General features: G+C 72.2%; 21 protein-coding genes and 1 pseudogene. 5 read left to right on the forward strand and 17 right to left on the reverse strand.

Annotated features, from left to right (window positions below; translation table 11 throughout):
- The 6 genes from J7523_RS10930 to uvrC all read right to left on the reverse strand — a co-directional run bounded on the left by J7523_RS10930 (window position 1) and on the right by uvrC (window position 7,668).
- Window positions 1-1,200 (reverse strand): phosphoglycerate kinase, encoded by a 1,200-nt coding sequence (locus tag J7523_RS10930; protein WP_291886148.1) that lies wholly within the window; start codon window positions 1,198-1,200, stop codon window positions 1-3.
- A 165-nt stretch (window positions 1,201-1,365) separates the two neighbouring features.
- Window positions 1,366-2,370, reverse strand: coding sequence for a type I glyceraldehyde-3-phosphate dehydrogenase (gene gap, locus J7523_RS10935; RefSeq protein WP_291886152.1), 1,005 nt, complete (start codon window positions 2,368-2,370; stop codon window positions 1,366-1,368).
- A gap of 214 nt (window positions 2,371-2,584) precedes the next feature.
- The gene (whiA, locus tag J7523_RS10940; RefSeq protein WP_291886155.1) at window positions 2,585-3,565 is read right to left on the reverse strand and encodes a DNA-binding protein WhiA; all 981 of its coding nucleotides are present in this window, start codon (window positions 3,563-3,565) and stop codon (window positions 2,585-2,587) included.
- A gap of 49 nt (window positions 3,566-3,614) precedes the next feature.
- Window positions 3,615-4,619 carry a uridine diphosphate-N-acetylglucosamine-binding protein YvcK gene (yvcK, locus tag J7523_RS10945; RefSeq protein ID WP_291886158.1) on the reverse strand — a complete coding sequence of 335 codons (1,005 nt, stop codon included), beginning with the start codon at window positions 4,617-4,619 and terminating at the stop codon, window positions 3,615-3,617.
- Entirely contained in the window at window positions 4,616-5,560 is a 945-nt protein-coding gene (rapZ, locus tag J7523_RS10950; RefSeq protein ID WP_291886162.1) for an RNase adapter RapZ, read from the reverse strand. The genes yvcK and rapZ overlap by 4 nt, the downstream gene beginning before the upstream one ends.
- Window positions 5,557-7,668: an excinuclease ABC subunit UvrC gene (uvrC, locus tag J7523_RS10955; RefSeq protein WP_291886165.1), complete on the reverse strand. Its 2,112-nt coding sequence runs from the start codon at window positions 7,666-7,668 to the stop codon at window positions 5,557-5,559. Before uvrC ends, rapZ begins: the two co-directional genes overlap by 4 nt.
- Before the next feature lie 139 nt (window positions 7,669-7,807).
- On the opposite strand from uvrC, the gene J7523_RS10960 reads away from it, so the two are divergent.
- Window positions 7,808-8,578 (forward strand): hypothetical protein, encoded by a 771-nt coding sequence (locus J7523_RS10960; RefSeq protein WP_291886168.1) that lies wholly within the window; start codon window positions 7,808-7,810, stop codon window positions 8,576-8,578.
- Between the two features lie 9 nt (window positions 8,579-8,587).
- Window positions 8,588-9,115: an OsmC family protein gene (locus J7523_RS10965; RefSeq protein ID WP_291886171.1), complete on the forward strand. Its 528-nt coding sequence runs from the start codon at window positions 8,588-8,590 to the stop codon at window positions 9,113-9,115.
- A gap of 25 nt (window positions 9,116-9,140) precedes the next feature.
- On the opposite strand, the gene J7523_RS10970 is transcribed toward J7523_RS10965, so the two are convergent.
- Window positions 9,141-9,797: an acetyltransferase gene (locus tag J7523_RS10970; protein WP_291886174.1), complete on the reverse strand. Its 657-nt coding sequence runs from the start codon at window positions 9,795-9,797 to the stop codon at window positions 9,141-9,143.
- Complete coding sequence (gene uvrA / locus J7523_RS10975) at window positions 9,794-12,655, reverse strand: excinuclease ABC subunit UvrA (protein ID WP_291886177.1); 2,862 nt, start codon at window positions 12,653-12,655, stop codon at window positions 9,794-9,796. Before uvrA ends, J7523_RS10970 begins: the two co-directional genes overlap by 4 nt.
- 138 nt (window positions 12,656-12,793) lie before the next feature.
- Between uvrA and J7523_RS10980 the strand changes: the two genes are divergently transcribed.
- Entirely contained in the window at window positions 12,794-13,489 is a 696-nt protein-coding gene (locus J7523_RS10980) for an MBL fold metallo-hydrolase (protein WP_291886179.1), read from the forward strand.
- A gap of 9 nt (window positions 13,490-13,498) precedes the next feature.
- On the opposite strand, the gene J7523_RS10985 is transcribed toward J7523_RS10980, so the two are convergent.
- Window positions 13,499-14,017, reverse strand: coding sequence for a GNAT family N-acetyltransferase (locus J7523_RS10985; protein WP_291886182.1), 519 nt, complete (start codon window positions 14,015-14,017; stop codon window positions 13,499-13,501).
- A gap of 2 nt (window positions 14,018-14,019) precedes the next feature.
- Window positions 14,020-15,177 carry an acyl-CoA dehydrogenase family protein gene (locus J7523_RS10990; RefSeq protein ID WP_291886184.1) on the reverse strand — a complete coding sequence of 386 codons (1,158 nt, stop codon included), beginning with the start codon at window positions 15,175-15,177 and terminating at the stop codon, window positions 14,020-14,022.
- A 68-nt stretch (window positions 15,178-15,245) separates the two neighbouring features.
- Between J7523_RS10990 and J7523_RS10995 the strand changes: the two genes are divergently transcribed.
- Window positions 15,246-15,536: a YciI family protein gene (locus tag J7523_RS10995; RefSeq protein WP_291886186.1), complete on the forward strand. Its 291-nt coding sequence runs from the start codon at window positions 15,246-15,248 to the stop codon at window positions 15,534-15,536.
- 24 nt (window positions 15,537-15,560) lie between these two features.
- On the opposite strand, the gene J7523_RS11000 is transcribed toward J7523_RS10995, so the two are convergent.
- From J7523_RS11000 to J7523_RS11025, 6 genes are all read right to left on the reverse strand, one after another.
- Window positions 15,561-16,571, reverse strand: a complete 1,011-nt coding sequence (locus tag J7523_RS11000) for a TerC family protein (protein WP_291886188.1) — start codon at window positions 16,569-16,571, stop codon at window positions 15,561-15,563.
- A 10-nt stretch (window positions 16,572-16,581) separates the two neighbouring features.
- On the reverse strand, window positions 16,582-17,586 hold the full coding sequence (locus J7523_RS11005) for a TerC family protein (protein ID WP_291886190.1): 1,005 nt from the start codon (window positions 17,584-17,586) through the stop codon (window positions 16,582-16,584).
- A 217-nt stretch (window positions 17,587-17,803) separates the two neighbouring features.
- Entirely contained in the window at window positions 17,804-19,909 is a 2,106-nt protein-coding gene (uvrB, locus tag J7523_RS11010; RefSeq protein ID WP_291886192.1) for an excinuclease ABC subunit UvrB, read from the reverse strand.
- Between the two features lie 67 nt (window positions 19,910-19,976).
- Window positions 19,977-20,615 carry a pyroglutamyl-peptidase I gene (pcp, locus tag J7523_RS11015; protein ID WP_291886194.1) on the reverse strand — a complete coding sequence of 213 codons (639 nt, stop codon included), beginning with the start codon at window positions 20,613-20,615 and terminating at the stop codon, window positions 19,977-19,979.
- Entirely contained in the window at window positions 20,612-21,241 is a 630-nt protein-coding gene (coaE, locus tag J7523_RS11020; RefSeq protein WP_291886196.1) for a dephospho-CoA kinase, read from the reverse strand. The genes pcp and coaE overlap by 4 nt, the downstream gene beginning before the upstream one ends.
- 47 nt (window positions 21,242-21,288) lie before the next feature.
- Window positions 21,289-21,708 (reverse strand): VOC family protein, encoded by a 420-nt coding sequence (locus J7523_RS11025; RefSeq protein WP_291886198.1) that lies wholly within the window; start codon window positions 21,706-21,708, stop codon window positions 21,289-21,291.
- 225 nt (window positions 21,709-21,933) lie between these two features.
- Here J7523_RS11025 and J7523_RS11030 point away from each other — a divergent pair, with 225 nt between their 5' ends.
- Window positions 21,934-24,174, forward strand: a complete 2,241-nt coding sequence (locus tag J7523_RS11030; RefSeq protein ID WP_291886200.1) for a glycoside hydrolase family 3 N-terminal domain-containing protein — start codon at window positions 21,934-21,936, stop codon at window positions 24,172-24,174.
- A 235-nt stretch (window positions 24,175-24,409) separates the two neighbouring features.
- Here the strand turns inward: J7523_RS11030 and rpsA are convergent.
- Window positions 24,410-24,733, reverse strand: a pseudogene (gene rpsA / locus J7523_RS11035) (30S ribosomal protein S1); the annotation flags it as partial.
- Window positions 24,734-24,878: the final 145 nt, after the last annotated feature.

The following is a 24,878-nucleotide window of genomic DNA, read 5'->3' on the forward strand; positions in this document are numbered from 1 at the left end:
TCAGTCCTCCAGAACTGCGATGCCGGGAAGGGTCTTGCCCTCGAGGAACTCGAGGCTCGCGCCGCCGCCGGTCGAGATGTGCCCGAACCCGGCCTCGTCGAAGCCGAGGATGCGCACGGCCGCCGCGGAGTCGCCGCCGCCCACGATCGTGAAGCCGCCGTTGGCGCCTGCGTCGACCAGGGCCTGGGCGACCGCACGGGTGCCACCCGCGAACGCCTCGAACTCGAACACACCGGCGGGGCCGTTCCAGACGACCGTCTTGGCGTCGACGATCTTGGACGCGAAGAGCTTCTCGGACTCCGGACCGATGTCGAGGCCGATCTTGCCGTCGGGGATCGCGTCGGCCGCGACCACGGCGACCGGGGTGTCCGCGGCGAACGTGTCGCCCACGCGGATGTCGACCGGCAGGACGATCTCCACGCCGTCCTTCTCGGCCTGCGCGAGGTAGCCCTTGACGGTGTCGAGCTGGTCTGCCTCGAGCAGCGAGTTGCCGACCGAGTAGCCCTTCGCCGCGAGGAACGTGAAGAGCATGCCGCCGCCGATGACCAGGCGGTCCGCCTTCGTCAGGAGGTTCGAGATGACGCCGAGCTTGTCGGAGACCTTCGAGCCGCCGAGCACCACGACGTACGGGCGCGCGGGGTCCTCGGTCGCCTTGCGCAGCGAGTCGACCTCCTTGAGGACGAGCTTGCCGACCGCGTGCGGGAGCACGAGCGCGACGTCGTAGACGGACGCCTGCTTGCGGTGCACGACACCGAAGCCGTCCGACACGTACACGTCGGCCAGCTGGGCGAGCTCACCGGCGAGCTCGGCACGCTCCTCGTCGACCTTGGACGTCTCGCGCGGGTCGAACCGGATGTTCTCGAGCAGCGCGATCTGGCCGTCCTGCAGCGCCGCGACGGTCTCCTTGGCGGAGTCGCCGACGACGTCCTGCGCGAGCGCCACGGGCTGGCCCAGCAGCTCGGACAGGCGCGCCGCGACGGGCGCGAGCGAGTACTTGTCCTCGGGCGCACCCTTCGGGCGGCCGAGGTGCGCCGTGACGACGACGCGGGCACCCGCGGACAGCAGCGCCTGCAGCGTCGGCAGCGCGGCCCGCACGCGGCCGTCGTCCGTGATGGTCGTGCCGTCGAGCGGCACGTTGAAGTCGGAGCGGACGAGCACGCGCTTGCCGCGCAGGTCGCCGAGGTCCTCGATGGTCTTCATGATCTCCTGCCTGGGTGGACGGTCCGGGTGGGCGTCGCGGCGACGGTGCCGTTCTCGGTGGTCGCGGCGACGGTCCGGAAAGGGTGCTGACACGACAGCGTCCGCGTGCGCCGGGCCGGTGGCCGGGGCGCACGCGGACGCATGACGTGTGCTACGCGGGACTCGTCAGAGACGGTCGCCCACGTACTGCGTGAGCGCGACGAGGCTGTTCGAGTAGCCCCACTCGTTGTCGTACCAGGCGATGATCTTGACCTGGTCGCCGATCACCTTGGTGAGCTTCGAGTCGAAGATGCTCTGGTGCGGGTTCGTCACGATGTCGCTCGAGACGATCTCGTCCTCGACGTACTCGAGAACACCCTTCAGCGGGCCCTCGGCGGCGGCCTTGACCGCGGCGTTGACCTCGTCGACCGTGACCTCGCGCGACGCGGTGAACGTCAGGTCCGTGGCCGAGCCGGTGATCGTCGGCACGCGGAGCGCGAAGCCGTCGAGCTTGCCCTTGAGCTCGGGGAGCACGAGGGCGACGGCCTTGGCCGCACCGGTCGACGTCGGGACGATGTTCTGCGCGGCGGCACGGGCACGGCGGAGGTCGCGGTGCGGGCCGTCCTGCAGGTTCTGGTCACCCGTGTAGGCGTGGATCGTCGTCATGAGGCCGCGCTCGATGCCGATGGCGTCGTTGAGGGCCTTCGCGACCGGGGCGAGGCAGTTCGTCGTGCAGGACGCGTTCGAGATGATGTGCTGCGTCGCCGCGTCGTAGTCGGTGTGGTTCACGCCGACGACGAACGTCCCGTCCTCGTTCTTGGCGGGCGCCGAGATGATGACCTTCTTGGCGCCGGCGTCGAGGTGCGCCTTGGCCTTGAGGGCGTCCGTGAAGAAACCGGTCGACTCGATGACGATGTCCGCGCCCAGCTCGGCCCACGGGAGGTTGGCCGGGTCGCGCTCCTCGAGCGCACGGATCTTCTTGCCGTCGACGATGATGTTCTCGTCGTCGAACTCGACGCTCAGCGGGAACCGGCCGAGGACCGTGTCGTACTTGAGCAGGTGAGCCAGCGTCTTGTTGTCCGTGAGGTCGTTGACACCGACGATCTCGATGTCCGCGCCCGACGCGATGATGGCCCGGTAGAAGTTCCGGCCGATGCGGCCGAAGCCGTTGATGCCGACCTTGATGGTCACTTGCCCTCCTCGGCAGCGCCGACGGGGTCGGCGCACACAATTGGTGGTGGGGACACGCACGCCGATGTGCGTTCGACCGGCGCCATTCCCGTTCGTGCCCAGCACGTGACGGTCGTGTGACGGTCGGATGACATGAGCCTATACCCGCTACCGCGTAGGACGAGTGACGGAGGTCCTGGCGCGACCTGCGTCCCGTCTGGTGGGATGCCCCTCCTCAGAGGTCGAGGAGCTCCGGGCTCAGACCGGCCTCCGTGTCGGGGATCCCCAGCTCCTGGGCGCGCTTGTCGGCGGTCGCCAGGAGCCGGCGGATGCGCCCGGCGACGGCGTCCTTGGTGAGCGCGGGTTCGGCGAGCTTGCCGAGCTCCTCGAGCGACGCCTCCTTGTGCGCGAGCCGCAGCTCCCCCGCTTCGCGCAGGTGCTCCGGTAGGTCGTCGCCGAGGATCTCGAAGGCCCGCTCGACGCGCGCCCCCGCGGCGACCGCCGCACGGGCGGAGCGGCGCAGGTTGGCGTCGTCGAAGTTCGCCAGACGGTTGGCGGTGCCGCGCACCTCGCGCCGCACGCGGCGCTCCTCCCAGACGAGCATCGTCTCGTGCGCGCCGAGCCGGGCCAGCATCGCGGAGATCGCGTCGCCGTCCCGGATGACCACCCGGTCGATGCCCCGCACCTCGCGCGCCTTCGCCGAGACACCGAGCCGCCGAGCCGCCCCGACGAGCGCGAGCGCCGCCTCCGGACCGGGGCACGTCACCTCGAGCGCCGACGAGCGTCCCGGCTCGGTGAGCGACCCGTGCGCGAGGAACGCGCCACGCCACGCCGCCTCCGCCTCGCCGACGCCTGCCGAGACCACCTGCGGGGGCAGACCGCGCACCGGGCGCCCGCGGTTGTCGAGCAGGCCCGTCTGACGCGCGAGCGACTCGCCGTCCTTCACGACCCGTACGACGTACCGGCTCCCCCGGCGCAGACCACCGCCGGACACCACGATGATGTCGCTCTCGTGCCCGTAGACCTCGGCGATCGCCTGCCGGAGCCGACGCGCGGCGATGCCCGTGTCGAGCTCGGCCTCGATGACGATCCGCCCCGAGATGATGTGCAACCCGCCCGCGAACCTGAGCGTCGCGGAGACCTCGGCCTTGCGGCAGGACGTCTTGTCCACCTTCAGACGAGCCAGCTCGTCCTTGACCTGTGCCGTCAATGCCATGGCGTCATCCTGCCATCCGGGACACGTGTCCGGGACCGGGTCTCGCGGCTCACCCTCGTCCGTCTGCGCGCGTGCCGACGTCGCCGAGGAACCCGTCGTGCACGTCGCGGTAGGCCGCGGCCAGGCGCAACGGGTCGTGCCGCGGCGTCCCGTCACCGCGTCTGACCTGCCGCAGCAGCAGACGGGCGCCGACCATGGCGCTGCGGTCGGACAGGCTCTCGAGGTCGTCGACGGTCGCGGGGTCCGCGACCACGGCATCGATGCGGAGCTCGGGGGCGTGGTCGTGCAGCACCTCGAGGTACTGGTGGGCGCGCATGCCGGCCGTCTCGCCGTCCTCCTCCGGGGAGAGGTTCAGCGTGAGGACCGTGCGCGCCGGGGTCCGCAGCAGGGCGTCACGCAGGCCAGGGACCAGCAGGTGCGGCATGACGGACGTGTACCAGGAGCCCGGACCGAGCACGATCCAGTCCGCCGCGTCGATCGCGGCGACGGCCTCCGCGCACGCGGGAGGCTCGGGCGGGTCGAGGCGGACCTGGACGATCGAGCCCGCCGTGGTGGCGACCGCGCTCTGCCCGCCGACGACGACGGTCGTGCCGTCCGGCCGCCGCACGTCCGCCTCGATGCGCAGCGGCACCGCCGTCATCGGGAGCACCCGCCCGCGGGCGCCGAGCAGCCGGCCCACCCAGTCGAGCCCTTCGACCGTGTCACCGAGCAGCTCCCACAGCGCCACGATGAGCAGGTTGCCGACTGCGTGCTGGTCCAGGTCGCCCGTCGAGGCGAACCGGTGCTGCAGCACGTCGCGCCACGTGCGGCCCCAGTCGGAGTCGTCGCACAGCGCCGCCAGGGCCATGCGCAGGTCGCCGGGGGGCAGCACGCCGAGCTCGTCGCGCAGGCGCCCCGACGAGCCGCCGTCGTCCGCGACCGTGACGACCGCGGTGATGCGGTCGGTCATGAGCCGCAGCGACGACAGCGTCGCGGACAGGCCGTGCCCGCCCCCGAGGGCAACGACGGCCGGCCCGAGGCCCCGATCCGTGCGCCGGGCTGCCGGGCTGCTCATTCCTTGCCGAGGTCGCGGGCGGCGACCGACACGTGGTGCCCGCGCTCGCGCAGCCGGGCGGCGATGGCGTCGCTGATCGCGACCGACCGGTGCTTCCCGCCCGTGCAGCCGACGGCGATCGTCACGTAACGCTTCTCCTCGTGCAGATAACCGGCCAGGGCCGGTTCGAGGGCGTCGACGTACCGTTCGACGAAGGTCGTCGCACCCGGCAGACCGAGCACGTAGTCGCGCACCGGCGCGTCACGCCCCGTCAGGTGCCGCAGCTCGGTGACCCAGTACGGGTTGGACAGGAACCGGACGTCGACCACGTGGTCGGCGTCGAGCGGCAGGCCGTACTTGAAGCCGAACGACAGGACCGTGACCCGCAGGACGTCCTCGGCCGTGCCGGCGACGACCATGCGGACCTCGCGGGCAAGGTCGTGCACGTTGAGGTCCGACGTGTCGATGACGGTGTCCGCGCGCTCGCGCAGGTCCGAGAGCACCGCACGCTCGGCCTCGATGCCGTCGAGCACGCGCCCCTCGCCCTGCAGCGGGTGCGGGCGCCTGACCTGCTCGAACCGGCGCACGAGCACCTCGTCCGACGCGTCGAGGAACAGGATCCGGTACTCGACGCCGGCCGCGCGGAGACCGTCGAGGACCTCTTGCAGCGCCGGGAAGAACTCGCGGCCGCGAACGTCGATCACCGCCGCGAGGCGCTGGGCGCGGGCACCCGCCGACCCGCTCGTGAGCATGCCGACGAGGTGCGTGAGCATCTGCGCCGGCAGGTTGTCGACCACGTACCAGTCGAGGTCCTCCAGCACGGCGGCGGCACGGGTGCGGCCCGCGCCGGACATCCCGGTGATGACGAGCACCTGCGGGTCGCGCCGCACGGGCGAGACACCGGCGGCGTCGAGCGCGGGGATCCCGGACGGGACGGTGATCGGCGAGCGGTCGTCGGTCATGGGCCCAGCATGCCAGCCGGGTCGGGCTCGTCCGCGACCGCACGGCGTCCGAGGGACGGATCCGTCGCCGTGTCGTCGGGACCGTCGCCGCGCACGTCCGGCGAGCCGCCCGGCGCGACCTGGTCCTCGTCCGGGCCGTTCGGGGCGGCCGGTCCCCCCGCCGCCGACGCCGCCAAGGCCGCGACGACCGCCTGGGCTGTGCGCTCGCCCATGCCCTGGACGGTCGCGATCTCCTCCGCCGAGGCTGCGCGCAGGCGCTTGACCGAGCCGAAGTGCCGCAGCAGCGCTGCGCGCCGGGCCGGACCGAGCCCGGGCACGTCGTCGAGCACGCTCGCGGTCATGCCCTTGCTGCGCCGACGACGGTGCGCCGTGATCGCGAACCGGTGCGCCTCGTCGCGCAGGCGCTGCAGGAGGTAGAGCCCCTCCGAGCTGCGCTGCAGGATCACGGGGTACGGGTCGCCCGGCAGCCACACTTCCTCGAGCCGCTTCGCCAGGCCGCACAGCGCGACGTCGTCGATCCCGAGCTCCGCGAGCGCCGCCGCCGCCGCGGCGACCTGCGGCGGGCCGCCGTCGACCACCACGAGGTTCGGCGGGTAGGCGAACCTCACCGGCTTGCCCGTCGCCTCGTCGACCGGTCCCGAGCGGCGCGGGTCCTCGTCGTCGTCGCCCAGGCCCAGCTCGACGTCGCGCGAGTCCGAACGCTCGGCGAGGTACCGCCGGAACCGGCGCGTGATGACCTCGTGCATCGCCGCGGTGTCGTCGCGCGCACCCTGGCCCTCCGGTCCCCGCACCGTGAACAGCCGGTACTCGCTCTTGCGGGCCATGCCGTCCTCGAACACGACCATCGATGCCGACTGGTAGGTGCCTTGGTTGTGGGACACGTCGTAGCACTCGATGCGCAACGGCGCGGTGGTCAGGTCCAACGCCTCCTGGATCTCGCGCAGGGCCTGGCTGCGGGTCGTGAGATCGCCCGCGCGCCGCGTCCGGTGCAGGACCAGCGCGTGCTCGGCGTTGCGGTGCACGGTCGCTGCGAGCTCGCGCTTGTCGCCCCGCTGCGGCACGCGGACCTGCACGCGGCTGCCGCGCAGACCGCCGAGCCACGCCTGCACCTGGTCGACGTCCGGAGGCAGCGTCGGCACCAGGACCTCGCGAGGGACGGCGGCGTTCTCCTCCTCGGCGCCGTACACCTGCTGCAGGAGGTGCTCGACGAGCGTCGCGTCGTCGATGTCCTCGACCTTCTCGACGACCCAGCCGCGCTGGCCGCGGATCCGTCCGTCCCGGACGTGGAACACCTGCACGGCCGCCTCGAGCTCGTCGCCGGCGAGCGCGAAGATGTCCGCGTCCGTGCCGTCCGCGAGCACCACGGCGTTGCGCTCGGTCGCCCGCTCGAGCGTCGCGATGTCGTCCCGCAGGCGCGCCGCCTGCTCGTAGTCGAGCTCCGCCGCCGCGTCCTTCATGCGCTGGGTGAGGCGGCGCGTGAACTTCGCCGTGTCTCCCGCCATGAAGTCGCAGAAGTCCTGCGCGAGCTGGTGGTGGTCGTCCGGCGTGATCCGGCCGACGCACGGCGCCGAGCACTTGTCGATGTAGCCGAGCAGGCACGGGCGGCCCTGCTGGTGCGCGCGCTTGAACACGCCCGCCGAGCACGTCCGCACCGGGAACACCCGCAGCAGCAGGTCGACGGTCTCGCGGATCGCCCAGGCGTGCGCGTACGGCCCGAAGTACCGGGTGCCCTTGCGCTTCGCGCCGCGCATCACCTGGACGCGCGGGAACTCGTCGGCCATCGTCACGGCCAGGTACGGGTACGACTTGTCGTCGCGGTACTTCACGTTGAACCGGGGGTCGAACTCCTTGATCCAGGAGTACTCGAGCGCGAGCGCCTCGACCTCGGTGCCGACCACCGTCCACTGCACGGACGCCGCCGTCGTGACCATCTGCTGCGTCCGCGGGTGCAGTCCCGACAGGTCCTGGAAGTAGCTGCTCAGGCGCTGGCGCAGGCTCTTGGCCTTGCCGACGTAGATGACCCGCCCGTGCTCGTCACGGAAGCGGTAGACGCCCGGCGAGTCCGGGATCTCGCCCGGTGCGGGTCGGTACGTCGCGGGGTCGGCCATGCGTTCGAGCCTAGTTCGGACCACCGACGTCCCGGTCGTCTGCGCCATCGACCCAGGCCGCTCCCGGGGGCTGTCCCCCGCACGCGCGGTGGGGCTGCCGGGTGCCGTCGGCGCACCCCCGGCTCCTAGCGTCGGTGCCATGACCAGCACGAGGACCGCTGCACCGGCCGTCAGGGCCGCCGCTCGTCCGACCGCGGTGAGCATGCCGGCCGTCGCGCGACACGGCGTCGCCGCCACGTCCGCCGTGGTCGGCGTCACGCCCGCCACCCTGGGTGTGCTCGTGGCCGCCCCGACCCTGTGGCTCGTCGCGTGGGTCCTCATGCGGGTCGACGGCAGCCGTGGACCGGGCTGGGGTTGGACCGCGGCGCACGTCGCGTTCCTCGGCGCGAGCACCGCCTACGCCGTCGGGGCGCTCGTGCTCGCCCGAATCGCCTGCGGCGGGCGGCCGGCCCGGTCTGCGCGGCTCGCCGTGGTGGCGGCGCGCACCGCCGCGCTCGTGGGCGCCGCGGGGTTCGCCGGCCAGGCCGCCATCGACCTCTACGTCGGCACCCACGCGTCGACACGGGAAGCGATGCACGACGTGTACGCCCCGATCCTCGCGACCCCGGGCGTCGAGACATGGCTGTTCGGCGTCGGACCGTCCCTGCTCTTCGCGGGCGTGTTCGTCCTCGTGCTCGTCGCCGCCCTCCGCCGGCGCGTGCCGGGCGCTGCCACGTGGCTGTTCGGCGTCGGGAACCTCGCCCAGGTGGCCGGGCGGTCGCTGCCCGCTCGGTTCATGGCGCTCGAGGGCGTCGGCATCGGGCTCGAGGTTCTCGCTCTCGGCGTCGTCGGCGTCGTCGGCGCGCACCACCAGCCGCACCCGCGCGGACCCGTCGACAGATCCTCCGCGCCGCGTGGTCCGCGCGGCTAGGTTGACTGCATGGGCCCCCTGCACACCTACTCCGCCGACCTCACCTGGACCGGCGCCGGCTCGCACGGCACCACCAGCTACACCGCCTACTCGCGCGACCACGAGGTACGGCTCGGCGCCAAGCCCCCCCTGCTCGGCTCGTCCGACCCGTCGTTCCGCGGCGACCCTATGCGGTACAACCCCGAGGAGCTGCTCGTCAGCTCGCTGGCGCAGTGCCACATGCTCTGGTTCCTGCACCTCGCGACGGTGTCGGGGATCGTCGTCGTCGGGTACGAGGACCACGCGACGGGCACCATGCGTGTCGAAGCAGCGGGGCACGGGCAGTTCACCGAGGTGGTGCTCAGGCCGCAGGTCACGGTCGCGGCCGGTGTGCACCTGCCCGACGGCTCGCCCGTGACCGACGGCGTGCTGTCCGACGTGCACCACCGGGCGCACGAGCACTGCTTCATCTCGCGGTCGGTGAACTTCCCCGTGCGGCACGAGCCCGTGCCCGTCCGGACCGGGCGGGTGGCGGCGGGCGTCCTCGGCTCCGGCTGACGCAGGGCGTCAGGACGTCAGGTGGTCAGGGCTTGCGCAGGCTCAGCCAGCGCGGCTCGAGGACGTAGCCGAGCGCCTCGTTCGCGCGCAACGACGCGACGTTGACCGCGGCTCCGCCGGTCCCGAACATGCGGTGCCCCTGCGCCGCGAGGTCCACGACCGCCGCGGCCTTCACCGCGGTGGCCAGGCCCCGGCCGCGCACGGCCCTGCGCGTCACCGTGAACAACGTGTCGACCCGGGCGTCCGCCGGGTACAGGACGGTCACCGCGTCGAGGTCGCCCAGCGGGCCGACCGCGCCGTACGCCCACCATCCCGACATCGCCAGCGCGCTCTCGAGCTCGGCGGCGTCCGGCACGTCGTGCGCGGTCGCGGGGGTCGACGGGTAGTCGACGGCGCAGAGCGCGTCGAGCGCGACGATCGACCCCGACTGCTCCGGGGCCAGCCGCTCGACGCGCCAGCCTTGCGCACGCACCTGATCGACGCGGGCCGCAAGACGGGCGAGGTGCGCGTCGTCGGTGAGCTGCAGCCGCGCTCCCCACGACTCCGACTCGACGGTCCACCCCTCGGCCAGGAGCGGGGCGACGCGCTCGTCGTCCTCGCGCAGCACCCGCAGGTCGTCACCGAACCGGTCGTCGCCCGCGGCAGCGCCGGCCGGACCGGCGTCGTGACCGCCTGCGCTCACGCAGGGACCCGTTCGGCGACCGGCTCGAGGACCTCCGCCAGGAACCGGCCGGTGTGGCTCGCGGGCACCGTCGCGACGTGCTCGGGGGTTCCCTCGGCGATGACGAGCCCACCGCCGTTGCCACCCTCGGGGCCCATGTCGACGACCCAGTCGGCGTTCTTGATGACGTCGAGGTTGTGCTCGATGACGATGACCGAGTTGCCCTTGTCGACGAGCGACTGCAGCACGCCGAGCAGCTTGCGGATGTCCTCGAAGTGCAGACCTGTGGTCGGCTCGTCGAGCACGTAGATCGTGCGACCCGTCGACCGGCGCTGCAGCTCGGCCGCGAGCTTGACGCGCTGCGCCTCACCGCCGGACAGCGTCGGCGCCGGCTGACCCAGCCGGACGTACCCGAGACCCACGTCGACGAGCGTCCGCAGGTGCCGCGAGATCGCCGGGACCGCCGCGAAGAACTCGGCGGCCTCCTCGATCGGCATCGCGAGGACGTCCGCGACCGTCTTGCCCTTGAAGTGCACCTCGAGGGTCTCGCGGTTGTAGCGGGCGCCGTGGCAGACCTCGCACGGCACGTACACGTCGGGCAGGAAGTTCATCTCGATCTTGAGCGTGCCGTCGCCCGAGCAGGCCTCGCAGCGCCCGCCCTTGACGTTGAACGAGAACCGCCCGGGCGTGTACCCACGGACCTTCGCCTCGGTGGTCTCGGCGAACAGCCGGCGCACGTGGTCCCACACGCCCGTGTACGTCGCGGGGTTGGAGCGCGGCGTGCGGCCGATCGGCCCCTGGTCCACGTGCACGACCTTGTCGAGGTGCTCCAGACCGGTCACGCGCTTGTGCCGGCCGGCGACCTGCCGGGCGCCGTTGAGCTCGTTCGCGAGGACCGTGTAGAGGATCGAGTTGACGAGCGTCGACTTGCCCGAGCCCGAGACACCCGTGACCGCCGTGAGGGTTCCGAGCGGGAACGACACGTCGATCCCCTGCAGGTTGTGCTCGCGCGCGCCCACGACCGTGAGCTGACGCTTCTTGTCGACCTTGCGGCGCTCGGGCGGCATCGGGATCGCCCGGCGCCCGGACAGGTACGCCCCCGTGACGGACTCGGCGGAGCTGAGCAACCCGTCGAGGTCGCCCGAGTGCACCACGCGACCGCCGTGCTCACCCGCGCCGGGACCGATGTCGACGATCCAGTCGGCCGTGCGGATCGTGTCCTCGTCGTGCTCGACCACGATGAGCGTGTTGCCCAGGTCGCGCAGCCGGGTCAGGGTGTCGATGAGGCGCCGGTTGTCACGCTGGTGCAGCCCGATCGACGGCTCGTCGAGCACGTACAGCACGCCCACCAGGCCCGACCCGATCTGCGTCGCGAGCCGGATGCGCTGGGCCTCGCCGCCCGAGAGGGTCGCGGCCGGGCGCGTGAGCGACAGGTAGTCGAGGCCGACGTCGAGAAGGAAGCCGAGCCGCGCCTGGATCTCCTTGAGCACCTGCGCCGCGATCGCGCGCTCGCGCTCACCGAGCACGAGGCCGTCGAGGAATGCGCGCGCCTCGCGGATCGGCAGCTCGCAGACGTCGGCGATCGACCTGTCGCCGATCTTGACGGCCAGGACCTCGGGCTTGAGGCGGGCACCACGGCAGACCGGGCACGGGACCTCGCGCATGAAGGCCTCGTACTTCTCCTTGCTCCAGTCCGACTCCGTCTCGGTGTGCCGGCGCTCGAGGAACGTCACGACGCCCTCGAACCCCGTCGAGTACTGCCGCTCGCGACCCCAGCGGTTCTTGTAGCGGACCTTCACCTCGTGGTTCTGGCCGTACATGACCGCGTCCTTGGCGCGCTGCGGGAGCGCCCGCCACGGGACGCTCGTCGAGAAGCCCATGTCCTGTGCGAGCGCGCTGAGCACCCGCGCGAAGTACTCGCTCGAGATCTGCGCCCACGGCGCGACCGCGCCCTCGTCGAGCGACAGGTCCTCGTCCGGCACCACGAGGTCGGGGTCGACCTCGAGTCGCGACCCGATGCCGGTGCACTCCGGGCACGCGCCGTACGGCGCGTTGAACGAGAACGTCCGCGGCTCGATCTCGTCGAGCGCGAGCACGTGGTCGTTCGGGCAGGCGCGGTGCTCCGAGAACCGCCGCTCGCGCGACAGGTCGTCGATGTCCGCGTCCACGAGCTCGACGACGAGGATGCCGCCCGCCAGACCGAGCGCCGTCTCGACCGAGTCGGTGAGGCGGCGCTGGACTCCCTCGCGGGACACCAGGCGGTCCACGACCACCTCGATGTCGTGCTTGAGCTTCTTCTCGAGCGTCGGCGGCTCGGTCAGCTGGACGACCTCGCCGTCCACCCGCGCCCGCGCGAAGCCCTTGGCCTGCAGCTCCTTGAACAGGTCCGCGTACTCGCCCTTGCGCCCACGGACGACCGGCGCGAGCACCTGGTATCGCGTGCCCTCGGGGAGCTCGAGCAGCCGGTCGACGATCTGCTGAGGCGTCTGCGCGGTGACGCGCTCGCCGCACTCGGGGCAGTACTGCGTGCCCGCGCGCGCGAAGAGCAGACGGAGGTAGTCGTAGACCTCGGTGATCGTGCCGACCGTGGACCGCGGGTTGCGGTTGGTCGACTTCTGGTCGATCGAGACCGCCGGCGACAGGCCTTCGATGAAGTCGACGTCAGGCTTGTCCATCTGCCCGAGGAACTGCCGTGCGTAGGCCGAGAGCGACTCGACGTACCGGCGCTGGCCCTCGGCGAAGATCGTGTCGAACGCCAACGACGACTTGCCCGAGCCCGAGAGCCCGGTGAACACGATGAGCTTGTCGCGCGGGAGGTCGAGGTCGACGTTGCGGAGGTTGTGCTCGCGGGCGCCCTGCACCACCAGACGTTCATTCACGGCCGGAAGTCTACGTCGCACCACTGACAGTCGCACACGTGTTCGACGGGAGCGACCATGATCGACCGGGTGCCGTGACCGTCTCCGCAGGCCATCCTGGGGTTTCGGCGGCACCGTCCGCGTCGAGAGGATGGTCACATGGGCTACACGGGCGACGTGGTGGTCGGCGGCCCGACGCAGCTGCGCGTGCTCGACGAGGTCGAGATCCGCAAGGTCGCAGTCGGGCCGATGGCCAACAACGCGTACCTGCTGACCTGCCGGCGCGAGGGCGCGCAGCTGCTCGTCGACCCCGCCGACGACCCCGAGAGGCTCCTCGACCTGGTCCGGGAGGGGTCGGACGCCGCACGCCTGGACGACGTCGTCGTCACGCACCGGCACGCCGACCACCATCGCGCGCTCGCGTCCGTCGTCGCCGTCACGGGCGCCGACGTCTCGGCCGGCGCCCCCGACGCGGACGCGATCGCCGCGTCGTCCGGTGTCGCCGTCGACCGGCGGCTGCACCACGGCGACACGCTCGCCGTCGGGCACCTCACGCTCGAGGTCATCGCGCTCGCGGGCCACACCCCGGGGTCCGTCGCGCTGGTGTACCGCGAGCCCGCCCACGCCGAGTCCCCCGGGCGCGCCCACCTGTTCACCGGGGACTCGCTGTTCCCCGGCGGCGTCGGCCACACCCATGGCGACGAGAGCCTGTTCGCGCAGCTGTTCGAGGACGTCACCACGCGGCTGTTCGACCGGTTCGGCGACGCGACGTGGGTGTACCCCGGACACGGCGCCGACACGACGCTGGGGGCGGAGCGCCCGCACCTGGCCGAGTGGCACGCACGAGGCTGGTGACGCCACGCCTCACGGGGGCGCGCCGAGGCGCCAACGCCGCACCGTGACGCCGTCGGGCTCGACGTCGAGCTCGCCGGGCTCGAAGCCCGCCCGCGTGAGCACCCGCTCCGATGCTGTGTTCCCGACCATGGTCGACGCCGCCACGAACGGTTCCCCGTGCGCGAGCAGCCATCCGGCGAGACCGCTCACCGCCGCGATCGCCAGGCCGCGTCCCCGGGCGACCGGGAGCAGGGCGTAGAAGAGGAACGGGCCCGAGCCCCGCGTCCCGACGCCGATGGTGCCGACGGCGCTGTCGCCCGCGACGATGATGTACCGGCCGCCCCGCCCGGCCGCTCGGATCTCCAGGTTGCGGGCCACCCGTCGGCGTGCCTCCTCCTCCGCGACGTCGGGCGGGTAGTACGTCCACCGGGTCACGTCGGGGACGCGCGAGAGCTCCTGGTCGAGCCGCCAGTCGTCCTCCGCGACCGGGCGCAGGAGGGCCACCTCACCCGTGGTCGTCGTGACGGAGAGCCCGTCCGGGACCAGCACCGTCACTCCTCGACGGGACCGAGCACGGACGTCGCGACGGTCGAGTGCGCCGACTCGTCGTCGGACGGGTGGAAGATCCCCGCGAGCACGTCCCGGTACAGCCGGCCGAGCTCGTTGCCCGTGAAGTACGAGCCGCCGCCCGACACCCGCAGCGCCAGGTCCACGACCGTCCGCGCGCTCTCGGTCGCCCGGACCTTGAGCCCGACGAGCTGGGCGAACCAGCGCGTCCCGTGGTCGACCTGCTCGTCGACGTCGCGGGCGAGCGCGAACACCTGCAGCTCGGCGCCGTCCTGCGCGAGGGCGGCGTCGGCGACCCGCCAGCGGATGTCCGGGTCCTGCGCGTACGACCGGCCGTCGTACTTCATCGAGGTCCGGCGCCGGGCGGCCGCAGCACCCAGCTCGAGCGCCCGACGACCGACCCCCGTGTAGACGGCGGCGAGCAGCACCTCGAACACCGCGAACAGCGCGAAGATGAACGGGTCCGCGCTCGGACCCGGCGGCAGCGAGCGGTAGACCTGTCCCGCGGGCGCGTGCGCGCCGTCGAGCTCGGTCGTCGCGGACTGCGTCGCGCGCATCCCGAGCGTGTCCCAGTCGTCGCGCGTGCGGACGCCGTCGCGGCCCACGACACCGTGCACCAGACGGGGGTCGTCGGGGTCGGAGTCGTCGAGGCCGAACGTCGCCAGACGGGTCCAGACCGGGGACAGCGACGTGAAGATCTTGGTGCCGAAGTACCGGTAGCCGCCCTCGCCGTCGGGCTCCGCGCGCGTGCGGGAGCCGAACATCACGAGGTCGTTGCCCGCCTCGGAGTTCCCGAACGCGAACACCTCGCCCGCGGCCGCGTCGCGGAGCACGAACTCGACCGAGTCGTCGCCGCGCGCGACGAGGAGCGCGGCCAGCCCCGTCACGACGAGGTGCATGTTGACCGCGAGGGCCGTCGCCGGCGCCGCGGCGCCCAGTCGCGCCTGCTCGCGCGCGACCTCCTCGACCGTGAGCCCGGCACCGCCCAGACGCTCGGGCACGAACGCCTTCAGGTAGCCGGCGGCGACGAGCTCCGCGAGGTCGTCGTGCGGGAACGTGTTGTCGCGGTCGTGCCCCGCCGCGCGGTCGTGGATGCGGGTCAGCAGGTCGTCGGTCAGCAGGGTGCGCAGCGTCCTCGGCATGACGCCACTCTGCCACCGCCCGTGGAACGGTCACGTCCCGCTCGCCTGGGATCCGGCAGGATGCCGTCATGCCCACCTACGCCGTCCGCTACACCTACGACGAGCGCACCGACGTGCGCGACGCCGTGCGCCCCGAGCACCGCGCCTACCTCGGTGACCTCGCCGACCAGGGGGTCGTGCTCGGCTCGGGACCGTTCACCGACGGCGAGCCCGGTGCCCTGCTCGTCTTCCGCACGGCCGACCGCGACGCGCTCGACGCCGTCATCGCCGCGGACCCGTTCACGCGCGAAGGCCTCGTCCGCGACACCGACGTGCGGCCATGGGACATCGTGATCGGGCCGTGGAGCACGCCCGCGTGACGTTCGGCCGCCGGCCGCCGGTCGTCAGCCCTGCGGCGCGTCAGCCCCGGCCGCGATCGCGGCGCGCTCGTCCCGACGCGTCTTCGCGATGCTCGCCCACGCCGTCACACCGAGCGTGAGGACGATGACGAGCAGCGACGCCCAGATCGGGATCTCGGGCGCCCACGCGACGGGCTCGCCGCCGTTGACGAACGGCACCTCGTTCTCGTGCAGCGCGTGCAGCAGGAGCTTGACGCCGATGAACCCGAGCAGCACACCGAGCCCGATGTTGAGGTAGACGAGCTTCTTGAGCAGGTCGCCGAGCAGGAAGTAGAGCTGGCGCAGGCCCATCAGCGCGAACAGGTTCGCCATGAGCACGAGGTACGGCTCGCTCGTCAGGCCGAAGATCGCCGGGATCGAGTCGAACGCGAACAGCAGGTCCGTGGCACCGAGCGCGACGAGCACGATGAGCATCGGCGTGATCAGCCGCTTGCCGCCCTGCACGACCGTGAGCCGGACGCCGTGGTACTCGTTCGTCGCCGGGAACGTGCGCTGCACCAGGCGCAGCAGGAGCGGCGGGTGGAACTCGTCGTCGTCCGACTCGCCCTCGCGGGAGACCTTCCACGCGGTCCAGACGAGGAACGCGCCGAACAGGTAGAACACCCAGCTGAACGCCGAGATCGCCGCGGCGCCGAGGCCGATGAAGATGCCGCGGAACACGAGCGCCAGGATGATCCCGACGAGCAGCGCGGTCTGCTGGTAGGCGCGCGGCACCGCGAACCGGCCCATGATCAGCAGGAACACGAACAGGTTGTCGACCGACAGCGAGTACTCGGTCAGCCACCCGGCGAAGAACTCGCCCGCGTACTGCCCGCCCGACGTGGCCCACACGCCGAGCCCGAACAGCACCGCCAGCCCGACGTAGAGCGCGAGGTACCGCACGCACTCCGCGGTCGACGGGACGTGCGGGCGGCGGCCGACGACGGCGACGTCCACGACGAGGATCGCGCCGGCGACGCCGAGCGAGATCAGCCAGACGAGGGGGTCGATGTGCACCGGGTGGTCCTCAGCTCTCGGGCGACGACACGCGGTCGTCGTGACGGGTCTTCAGCAGGCTCGCGACCGTCGCCACCGTGAGGGTGCCGAGGATGAACGTGAGCGACAGCCAGATCGGGATCTCAGGGGCCCACTCGACGGGCTCCCCGCCGTTGATGAACGGCAGCTCGTTGACGTGCAGGGCGTGCAGGACGAGCTTCACGCCGATGAACCCGAGGATCACCGCGAGCCCCTGCGACAGGTAGACGAGGCGGTCGAGCAGACCGCCGATGAGGAAGTACAGCTGGCGCAGGCCGAGCAGCGCGAACGCGTTCGCCGTGAACACGATGTACGGCTCCTGCGTGAGTCCGTAGATCGCGGGGATCGAGTCGAGCGCGAACAGCACGTCTGTCGCGCCGATCGACACCATCACGACCAGCATCGGCGTGAGGAACCGTTTGCCGTCGATGCGGACGGTCAGGCGGTCCCCGTGGTACTCGTCCGTGGTCGGCACGAACCGCTTGAGCATCCGCACGGCGAGGCCCTCGCCGACCTTCTCGTCCTCCGGGTGGTCCGGGTCGTGGTGCTCCCGGGCCAGCTTCACCGCGGTGTACACGAGGAACGCCCCGAAGATGTAGAACACCCACGAGAACTGCTCGATCGCCGCCGCACCCAGCAGGATGAACACCGTCCGCAGCACGAGCGCGATCGCGACGCCGACCAGGAGCACCTTCTGCTGGAACTCCCTCGGCACCGCGAACTTCGTCATGATGATGAGGAAGACGAACAGGTTGTCGACCGAGAGGCTCTTCTCGGTGATGTACCCGGCGAAGTACTCGGTCCCGAAGTCCCAGCCCCACGCCATCCCGACGACGACGCCGAAGACGAGCGCGAGGACGACGTAGAAGATCGACCAGCGCGCCGACTCGGAGAACGACGGGGCGTGCGGCGTGCGCACGTGCGCGAAGAAGTCGAAGACGAGAAGTCCGACGACGAAGACCGCCGTCGCTGCCCAGACCCAGCCGGACACATCCATGCCAAGACCTCCGGTTCGAGATGTGCGTCGATACCGAAGGTCTCCCCCGCCCGCCGGGTGTCCGGCGGACCGATCGCGCCGGGCCCCGCGAACGGGTCCGTGATGACGACAGGATCGTGTGTGGGGTACTCCCCTTCAACCGCGGTCAGCATAGGCCACGAACGAGCAGGTTGCCCCCGGTCGTCCACGCCGCGCCTGTGCCGGGCGCGGAGCTGCGTCAGGCCGTGGCCGCCTGCATCTGCCGCAGCTCCTTCTTGAGCCCGCTGATCTCGTCGCGCAGCCGCGCAGCCAGCTCGAACTGCAGCTCGCCGGCCGCGGCGTGCATCTGCTCCGTGAGGTCGTGGATGAGGTCCGCCAGCTCGGAGGCCGCCGCACCCGTGAGCCGGGTGCGCTCGTCGCGCGGGCCGCCCTTCGACCCGAAGCCCGGGACAGGGGCCTTGCCGCGGCTCGCCTGACGACCGGCGCCGCCGAGCAGCTCGGCCGTGTCGGCGTCCTCGCGGGCGAGCAGGTCGGTGATGTCGCCGATCTTCTTGCGCAGCGGGGTCGGGTCGATGCCGTTCGCGAGGTTGTACGCCATCTGCTTCTCGCGGCGACGGTTCGTCTCCTCGATGGCGATCTCCATCGCCGGAGTGATCCGGTCGGCATACATGTGCACCTGGCCGGACACGTTGCGCGCGGCGCGGCCGATCGTCTGGATGAGCGACTTCCCGGACCGCAGGAAGCCCTCCTTGTCGGCGTCGAGGATCGCGACGAGCGACACCTCCGGCAGGTCGAGGCCCTCACGCAGGAGGTTGATGCCGACCAGCACGTCGTACTCGCCGAGCCGGAGCTCGCGCAGCAGCTCGACACGCCGCAGCGTGTCGACCTCGGAGTGCAGGTAGCGGACCCGGACGCCCTTCTCGAGGAAGTAGTCCGTGAGGTCCTCGGCCATCTTCTTGGTGAGCGTCGTGACGAGGATGCGCTCGTCCTTCTCGACGCGGTCGTGGATCTCGCCGAGCAGGTCGTCGATCTGGCCGTGCGTCGGCTTGACCACGACCTCGGGGTCGACGAGGCCGGTGGGACGGATGATCTGCTCGACGACACCGTCCGCCATCGACAGCTCGTAGTCCCCGGGGGTCGCCGACAGGTACACCGTCTGCCCGATGCGCTCGACGAACTCCTCCCACCGCAGCGGCCGGTTGTCCGTGGCGCTCGGGAGCCGGAAGCCGTGGTCGACGAGCGCGCGCTTGCGGGACATGTCGCCCTCGAACATCGCGCCGATCTGCGGGACGGTCACGTGCGACTCGTCGATGACGAGCAGGAAGTCCTCGGGGAAGAAGTCGAGCAGGGTGTTCGGCGCCGAGCCCGCGGAGCGGCCGTCGATGTGCCGCGAGTAGTTCTCGATGCCGGAGCACGAGCCGATCTGGCGCATCATCTCGATGTCGTACGTGGTGCGCATGCGCAGGCGCTGGGCCTCGAGCAGCTTGTTCTGCCGCTCGAGCTCGTCGAGCCGGTCGGCCAGCTCCGCCTCGATGCCGGCGATGGCGCGCTCCATGCGCTCCGGCCCGGCGACGTAGTGGGTCGCCGGGAAGATCATCATCTGCTGCTCGGAGCGCACGACGTCGCCCGTGAGCGGGTGCAGCGTCGCGATCGCCTCGATCTCGTCGCCGAAGAACTCGATACGGATCGCGAGCTCCTCGTACATCGGGATGATCTCGACCGTGTCGCCGCGCACCCGGAACGTGCCGCGCGTGAACGCCAGGTCGTTGCGCGTGTACTGCATCTGCACGAACCGGCGCAGCAGCTGGTCGCGGTCGATCTGGTCGCCCACCGACAGCGTGACCATGCGGTCGACGTACTCCTGCGGCGTGCCGAGGCCGTAGATGCAGGACACCGACGCGACCACCACGACGTCGCGCCGCGTCAGCAGCGAGCTGGTGGCCGAGTGCCGGAGCCGCTCGACCTCGTCGTTGATCGACGAGTCCTTCTCGATGTAGGTGTCCGTCTGCGCGATGTACGCCTCGGGCTGGTAGTAGTCGTAGTACGAGACGAAGTACTCGACGGCGTTGTTCGGCAGCAGCTCGCGGAACTCGGTGGCGAGCTGCGCGGCGAGGGTCTTGTTCGGCGCCATGACGAGCGTCGGTCGCTGCACCTGCTCGATGAGCCAGGCCGTCGTCGCCGACTTGCCGGTGCCGGTCGCGCCGAGCAGCACGACGTCCTTCTCGCCCGCGTTGATCCGCCGCGCGAGGTCGGCGATCGCGGTCGGCTGGTCGCCGGACGGCGTGTACTCGGAGATGACCTCGAACGGGGCGACGGTGCGCTGGAGCTCGGTCACGGGTCGCATGCGTCCACCGTACGTGCCACCACCGACACGCGGTCCCCCGCGCGCTCCGTCGGCAGGCCCGCGACCGTCAGGACAGCGTGCCCGCGGCCACCCGCACGTCCTGCGAGACCGTCGCGGCCGTCCGCACGATCTCGGTCAGCCCGCGGGCGGTCTCGTCGAGCCCGAGTGCGGGACCGGAGCCCGCCTGCGCCGGCAGCCGCGGCACGTGCACGAACCCGGCCCGCACCCCGGGCAGCCGCTCGGCCAGGTGCATGAGGGCGTAGAACGTCGCGTTGCACACGTACGTCCCCGCGGTCGACGACACCTCGACCGGCACCCCGACCGCCGCGACCGCCACGGCGCACGCCTTGACGGGCAGCGTCGAGAAGAACGCGGCCGGCGCACCCGCGATCACGGGGACGTCCACCGGCGCCGACCCGTCGTCGTCGGGGATGCGCGCGTCGATGACGTTGACCGCGACCCGCTCGAGCCCGACCGCCGACCGCCCGCCGGCCTCGCCGACGCAGACCACGACGTCGGGCGCGACCTCCGCGACGGCGGTCCGCAGCTCCTGCCGGGCCCGCCGGAACGAGACCGGCAGCAGCCGGACGACGAGCTCGATCGCGTCGTCGTCCCACGCGGCCCGCACCGCGTCCACGGCCTCCCAGGAGGCGTTCAGGGGCTGTCCGTCGAACGGCGAGAAGCCGGTGAGCAGGACCCGCGTCACGGGGTCTCGGCCGCGATCTCGTCGGCGCGCTCGGCCGCGAGCCGGTCCCAGAGCTCGTCCACCTGGGCGCGCAGGTCGGCGTCGCTGCCGGTGCCGTCGAGCACGACGTCCGCGACGGCGAGCCGCTGGTCGTCGGTCGCCTGCGCCGCGACGCGCGCCTCCGCGTCGTCCCGGGTCATCCCCCGCAGCCGCACGAGCCGCTCGACCCGCAGGACGGCGGGCGCGTGGACGACGACGAGCACGTGGAACGCGTCCTGCTGCCCCGTCTCGACGAGCATCGGGATGTCGTGCACGACGACCGCGCCGTGGTCGGCGACCGCCGCGGCGGCTTCCCGCTCGGCGGACAGCCGCCGCACGATCGGGTGCACGATGCCGTCGAGCCGCGCGCGCGCGTCGGGGTCGGCGAAGACGATCGACGCGAGCGCCGCCCGGTCGAGCGTGCCGTCGGGTGCGCGTACGCCGTCACCGAACGCCTCGACGACCGCGTCGAGGCCCGCGGAGCCCGGCGCGACGGCCTCGCGCGCAAGCACGTCGGAGTCGATCAGCACAGCCCCGAGCTCGGCGAGACGCTGCGCCGCGACCGACTTGCCGGCCGCGATCCCTCCGGTGAGTCCGATGCGTTGCATCCGCCCATCCTGCCGGACCCGGCGGCGGACGCGCCGCCCGACGTCGGTCAGCCGACGAACAGGCAGAACGGGTGCCCCGCGGGGTCGGCGTACACACGCAGGGGCTCCTGCGGGTCGTCGGAGCGGTCGCGGAGCAGCCGGGCGCCGAGCGCGAGCGCGCGGGCGTGCTGGGCGTCGAGCGCCGCCACGTCGGGCACGGTCGCATCGAGGTGCAGCTGCTGCGGCACGGGGCCCTCGGGCCAGGTCGCGGCCGGCAGTGCGGCGACCTGCTGGAACGCGAGCGGGACGCCGTCGCCGCCGTGCAGCACCAGCCAGTCCTTGCCGCGCGGGTCGGGCTCGCCCTCGGCGGGCGGCTCGTCGCCGTCCCGGTACCGGAGCCCGAAGAGCGCGCGGTAGAACTCGGCCAGGGCACGCGCGTCGGTGGTGTCGAGCACGACCTGCCGGATGGTGGGCACGACATCGTCCATCCTGGTCACCTCCTGGCGTCCACGGTGGACCGCGCTGCACGAGCGTGCCACCGGGGAGGACGCTGGGGCTGGGCGCGCACGATCGATAGGCACGACTTACTGACCTGTTAGTAAGTCTCGGCTACGCTCTCTCGATGAGGGACGCTGCCGGCGTACCTGCCGGTTCGAATCGATTCGTACCCGATCAGAGCCCCGACGTCACCGCCGCCGTGAGAGGACCCGCACGTGCCCCTGCCCTACCTCGACCCGACGTTGCCCGTCGCCGAGCGCGTGACCGACCTCCTCGGGCGCATGACGCTCGCCGAGAAGGTCGGGCAGATGCTGCAGCTCGACGCGCGCGAGGGCGTCAAGCACCTCATCGAGGACGTCCACGTCGGATCGATCCTGCACGCCTCCCCGCAGCGCGTCCTCGAGGCGCACGACGTCACGGAGCACACGCGCCTGCGCATCCCGCTGCTCGTCGCCGAGGACTGCATCCACGGGCACTCCTTCTGGGAGGGCGCGACGATCTTCCCGACCCAGCTCGGCATGGCCGCGAGCTGGGACGCCGACCTCGCCGAGCAGGTCGCCCGCGTGACCGCCGTCGAGGTCGCCGCGACCGGCATCCACTGGACCTTCTCGCCCGTCCTGTGCATCACCCGCGACCTGCGCTGGGGCCGCGTCGACGAGACGTTCGGCGAGGACCCGTTCCTCATCGGCGAGCTCGCGTCCGCGATGGTCCGCGGCTACCAGGGCGAGGGGCTCGACGACCACACGGCGATCCTCGCGACCGCCAAGCACTTCGCGGGGTACTCGGAGACGCAGGGCGGCCGGGACGCGAGCGAGGCCGACATCAGCCACCGCAAGCTGCGGTCGTGGTTCCTGCCGCCGTTCGAGCGCGTCGCCCGCGAGGGTTGCCGCACGTTCATGCTCGGCTACCAGTCGACCGACGGCGTGCCGATCACGATCAACGAATGGCTCCTCACCGACGTGCTGCGGGGCGAGTGGGGCTACACCGGCACGCTCGTCACCGACTGGGACAACGTCGGCCGCATGGTGTGGGAGCAGCACATCCAGCCCGACCACGCGCACGCCGCCGCAGCTGCCGTCCGCGCCGGGAACGACATGGTCATGACGACGCCGCAGTTCTTCGACGGCGCCCAGGACGCCGTCGCGCAGGGCCTGCTCGACGAGGCCGCGCTCGACGCCGCCGTCGCGCGCGTCCTCACGCTCAAGTTCGAGCTCGGGCTGTTCGAGGACCCCCGCCGCCCGGATGCCGCCCGCCAGGCCGACGTCATCGCGGCCGACGGGCACACCGCTCTCAACCTCGAGGTCGCCCGCCGGTCGCTCGTCCTGCTCACGAACGACGGCACCCTCCCGCTCGACACCGACCGTCCGCGCACGCTGGCCGTGGTCGGTCCGAACGCGGACGACCCCGACACGATCCTCGGCGACTGGGCCGGCCGGTCCGGCCAGGCCGACTGGCTCCCCGACGGGCACCCGCGCCACATGATCAGCACGGTGCTCGACGGGTTCCGCGCGCAGGTCCCCGACGGGTGGACCGTGACGCACGCCCGCGGCGCCGACATCCTCACGCTCGCGCCCGACCCCGAGGGCGAGTTCTTCCCCGACGGGCAGCCGCGACCGCAGGTCGTCGTCCCGTCGCCGCCGGACGAGTCGCTCATCGCCGAGGCGGTCGCCGCCGCGCAGGCGGCCGACCACGTCGTCGCCGTCGTCGGCGACCGCATCGAGCTCGTCGGCGAGGGACGGTCCACCGCGACGCTCGAGCTCGTCGGCGGGCAGGTCGCGCTGCTCGACGCGCTCGCCGCGACAGGGACGCCGATGACCGTCGTGGTCGTGGCGTCCAAGCCGCTCGTGCTCCCGCCGTCCGCCCTCGGTGCTGCCGCGATCGTCTGGGCCGCGAACCCCGGCATGCGCGGCGGTCAGGCGGTCGCCGAGCTCGTCCTCGGGCAGATCGAGCCGTCGGGCCGCCTGCCGATCTCGTTCGCCGCGCACGCCGGCCAGCAGCCGACGTACTACAACCAGATCCCGGGGCAGCACGGCGACCGGTACGCCGACCTGACGCAGCGCGTGCCGTTCGCGTTCGGCGAGGGGTTGAGCTACACGACGGTCGAGTATGCGGACCTGCAGGTGCACACGCCCGTCGTGGGCGTGGACGGCACCGTCCGCGCCCAGGTCACGCTGCGGAACACCGGCACCCGTCCCGCGCGCGAGACCGTGCAGGTGTACCTGCACGACCTCGTGACGTCGGCGACGTGGGCCGCCAAGGAGCTCAAGGGCTACCGGCAGGTCGACGTGGCACCCGGCGAGACCCTGACCGTCGACCTCGAGCTGGCCGTGGCCGACTGCACCATCGTCGACGCCCGCGGACGCCGGGTCGTCGAGCCCGGGGCGTTCGCGCTGCTCGTCGGGCCGTCGTCGCGCGACGAGGTGCTGCTCCGGGGCGACTTCACCGTCGGGGGCTGACGCTCCCGCGGACGACGACGGCCGGCTCCGGCCGCCCGCACCAGGTCACCGGTGCCGGCGGCAGGGGTCGGCCGTCGTCGTCTCCCGGGTGCCGTCGGACGGCGACCGCGTGCAGCCCGTCGTCCGGCGGAGCGCGCGACGAGCGGTCAGGAGGCACGCTGGAACGCCGACGGGCCGGCCACCCGAAGGTGACCGGCCCGTCGTGACGTTCCCCGGGCGGTGCGCCCGGGTGCGATCAGTTGCCCGTGAGCTTCTCGCGCAGAGCGGCGAGCGCCTCGTCGGACGCGAGGGTGCCGGTGGCCTCCTCGGTCGAGGACGAGTAGCTCGACGGCACGGCCGCGTTGCTGCCGCCGCCGACCTCGGCACCGCTCGCAGCCTCCGCGTCCGCCTTCGCGGCGTCGGCGACCTGCTTGCGGTGGGCCTCCCAGCGCTCGTGGGCCTGCGCGTACTGCGCCTCCCACACCTCGCGCTGAGCCTCGAAGCCCTCCAGCCACTCGTTCGTGGTGGGGTCGAAGCCCTCGGGGTACTTGTAGTTGCCGGCCTCGTCGTACTCCGCCGCCGCCCATGCCGCGCGCGGCAGCCCCGCCGCCGCGGCCAGCCCGCCGATCGAAAAGGCCAATGCCGACCGCCGGCTGACCGCGAAACCGCTCATGCTGTGACTCCCCGCTGTGACAAAAGCATCCTAATCGGGCCGGGGGCAGGGG

Origin of the sequence: Cellulomonas sp., from assembly GCF_017744555.1 — a bacterium.
GTDB lineage: Bacteria > Actinomycetota > Actinomycetes > Actinomycetales > Cellulomonadaceae > Cellulomonas.

What these genes read in the sequence shown, in the direction of transcription:
- J7523_RS10930 (WP_291886148.1), bottom strand. Translation starts at nt 1,200, where the DNA reads ATGAAGACCATCGAGGACCTCGGCGACCTGCGCGGCAAGCGCGTGCTC.
- whiA (WP_291886155.1), bottom strand. Translation starts at nt 3,565, where the DNA reads ATGGCATTGACGGCACAGGTCAAGGACGAGCTGGCTCGTCTGAAGGTG.
- yvcK (WP_291886158.1), bottom strand. Translation starts at nt 4,619, where the DNA reads ATGAGCAGCCCGGCAGCCCGGCGCACGGATCGGGGCCTCGGGCCGGCC.
- rapZ (WP_291886162.1), bottom strand. Translation starts at nt 5,560, where the DNA reads ATGACCGACGACCGCTCGCCGATCACCGTCCCGTCCGGGATCCCCGCG.
- uvrC (WP_291886165.1), bottom strand. Translation starts at nt 7,668, where the DNA reads ATGGCCGACCCCGCGACGTACCGACCCGCACCGGGCGAGATCCCGGAC.
- J7523_RS10960 (WP_291886168.1), top strand. Translation starts at nt 7,808, where the DNA reads ATGACCAGCACGAGGACCGCTGCACCGGCCGTCAGGGCCGCCGCTCGT.
- J7523_RS10965 (WP_291886171.1), top strand. Translation starts at nt 8,588, where the DNA reads ATGGGCCCCCTGCACACCTACTCCGCCGACCTCACCTGGACCGGCGCC.
- J7523_RS10980 (WP_291886179.1), top strand. Translation starts at nt 12,794, where the DNA reads ATGGGCTACACGGGCGACGTGGTGGTCGGCGGCCCGACGCAGCTGCGC.
- J7523_RS10990 (WP_291886184.1), bottom strand. Translation starts at nt 15,177, where the DNA reads ATGCCGAGGACGCTGCGCACCCTGCTGACCGACGACCTGCTGACCCGC.
- J7523_RS10995 (WP_291886186.1), top strand. Translation starts at nt 15,246, where the DNA reads ATGCCCACCTACGCCGTCCGCTACACCTACGACGAGCGCACCGACGTG.
- J7523_RS11005 (WP_291886190.1), bottom strand. Translation starts at nt 17,586, where the DNA reads ATGGATGTGTCCGGCTGGGTCTGGGCAGCGACGGCGGTCTTCGTCGTC.
- uvrB (WP_291886192.1), bottom strand. Translation starts at nt 19,909, where the DNA reads ATGCGACCCGTGACCGAGCTCCAGCGCACCGTCGCCCCGTTCGAGGTC.
- coaE (WP_291886196.1), bottom strand. Translation starts at nt 21,241, where the DNA reads ATGCAACGCATCGGACTCACCGGAGGGATCGCGGCCGGCAAGTCGGTC.
- J7523_RS11025 (WP_291886198.1), bottom strand. Translation starts at nt 21,708, where the DNA reads ATGGACGATGTCGTGCCCACCATCCGGCAGGTCGTGCTCGACACCACC.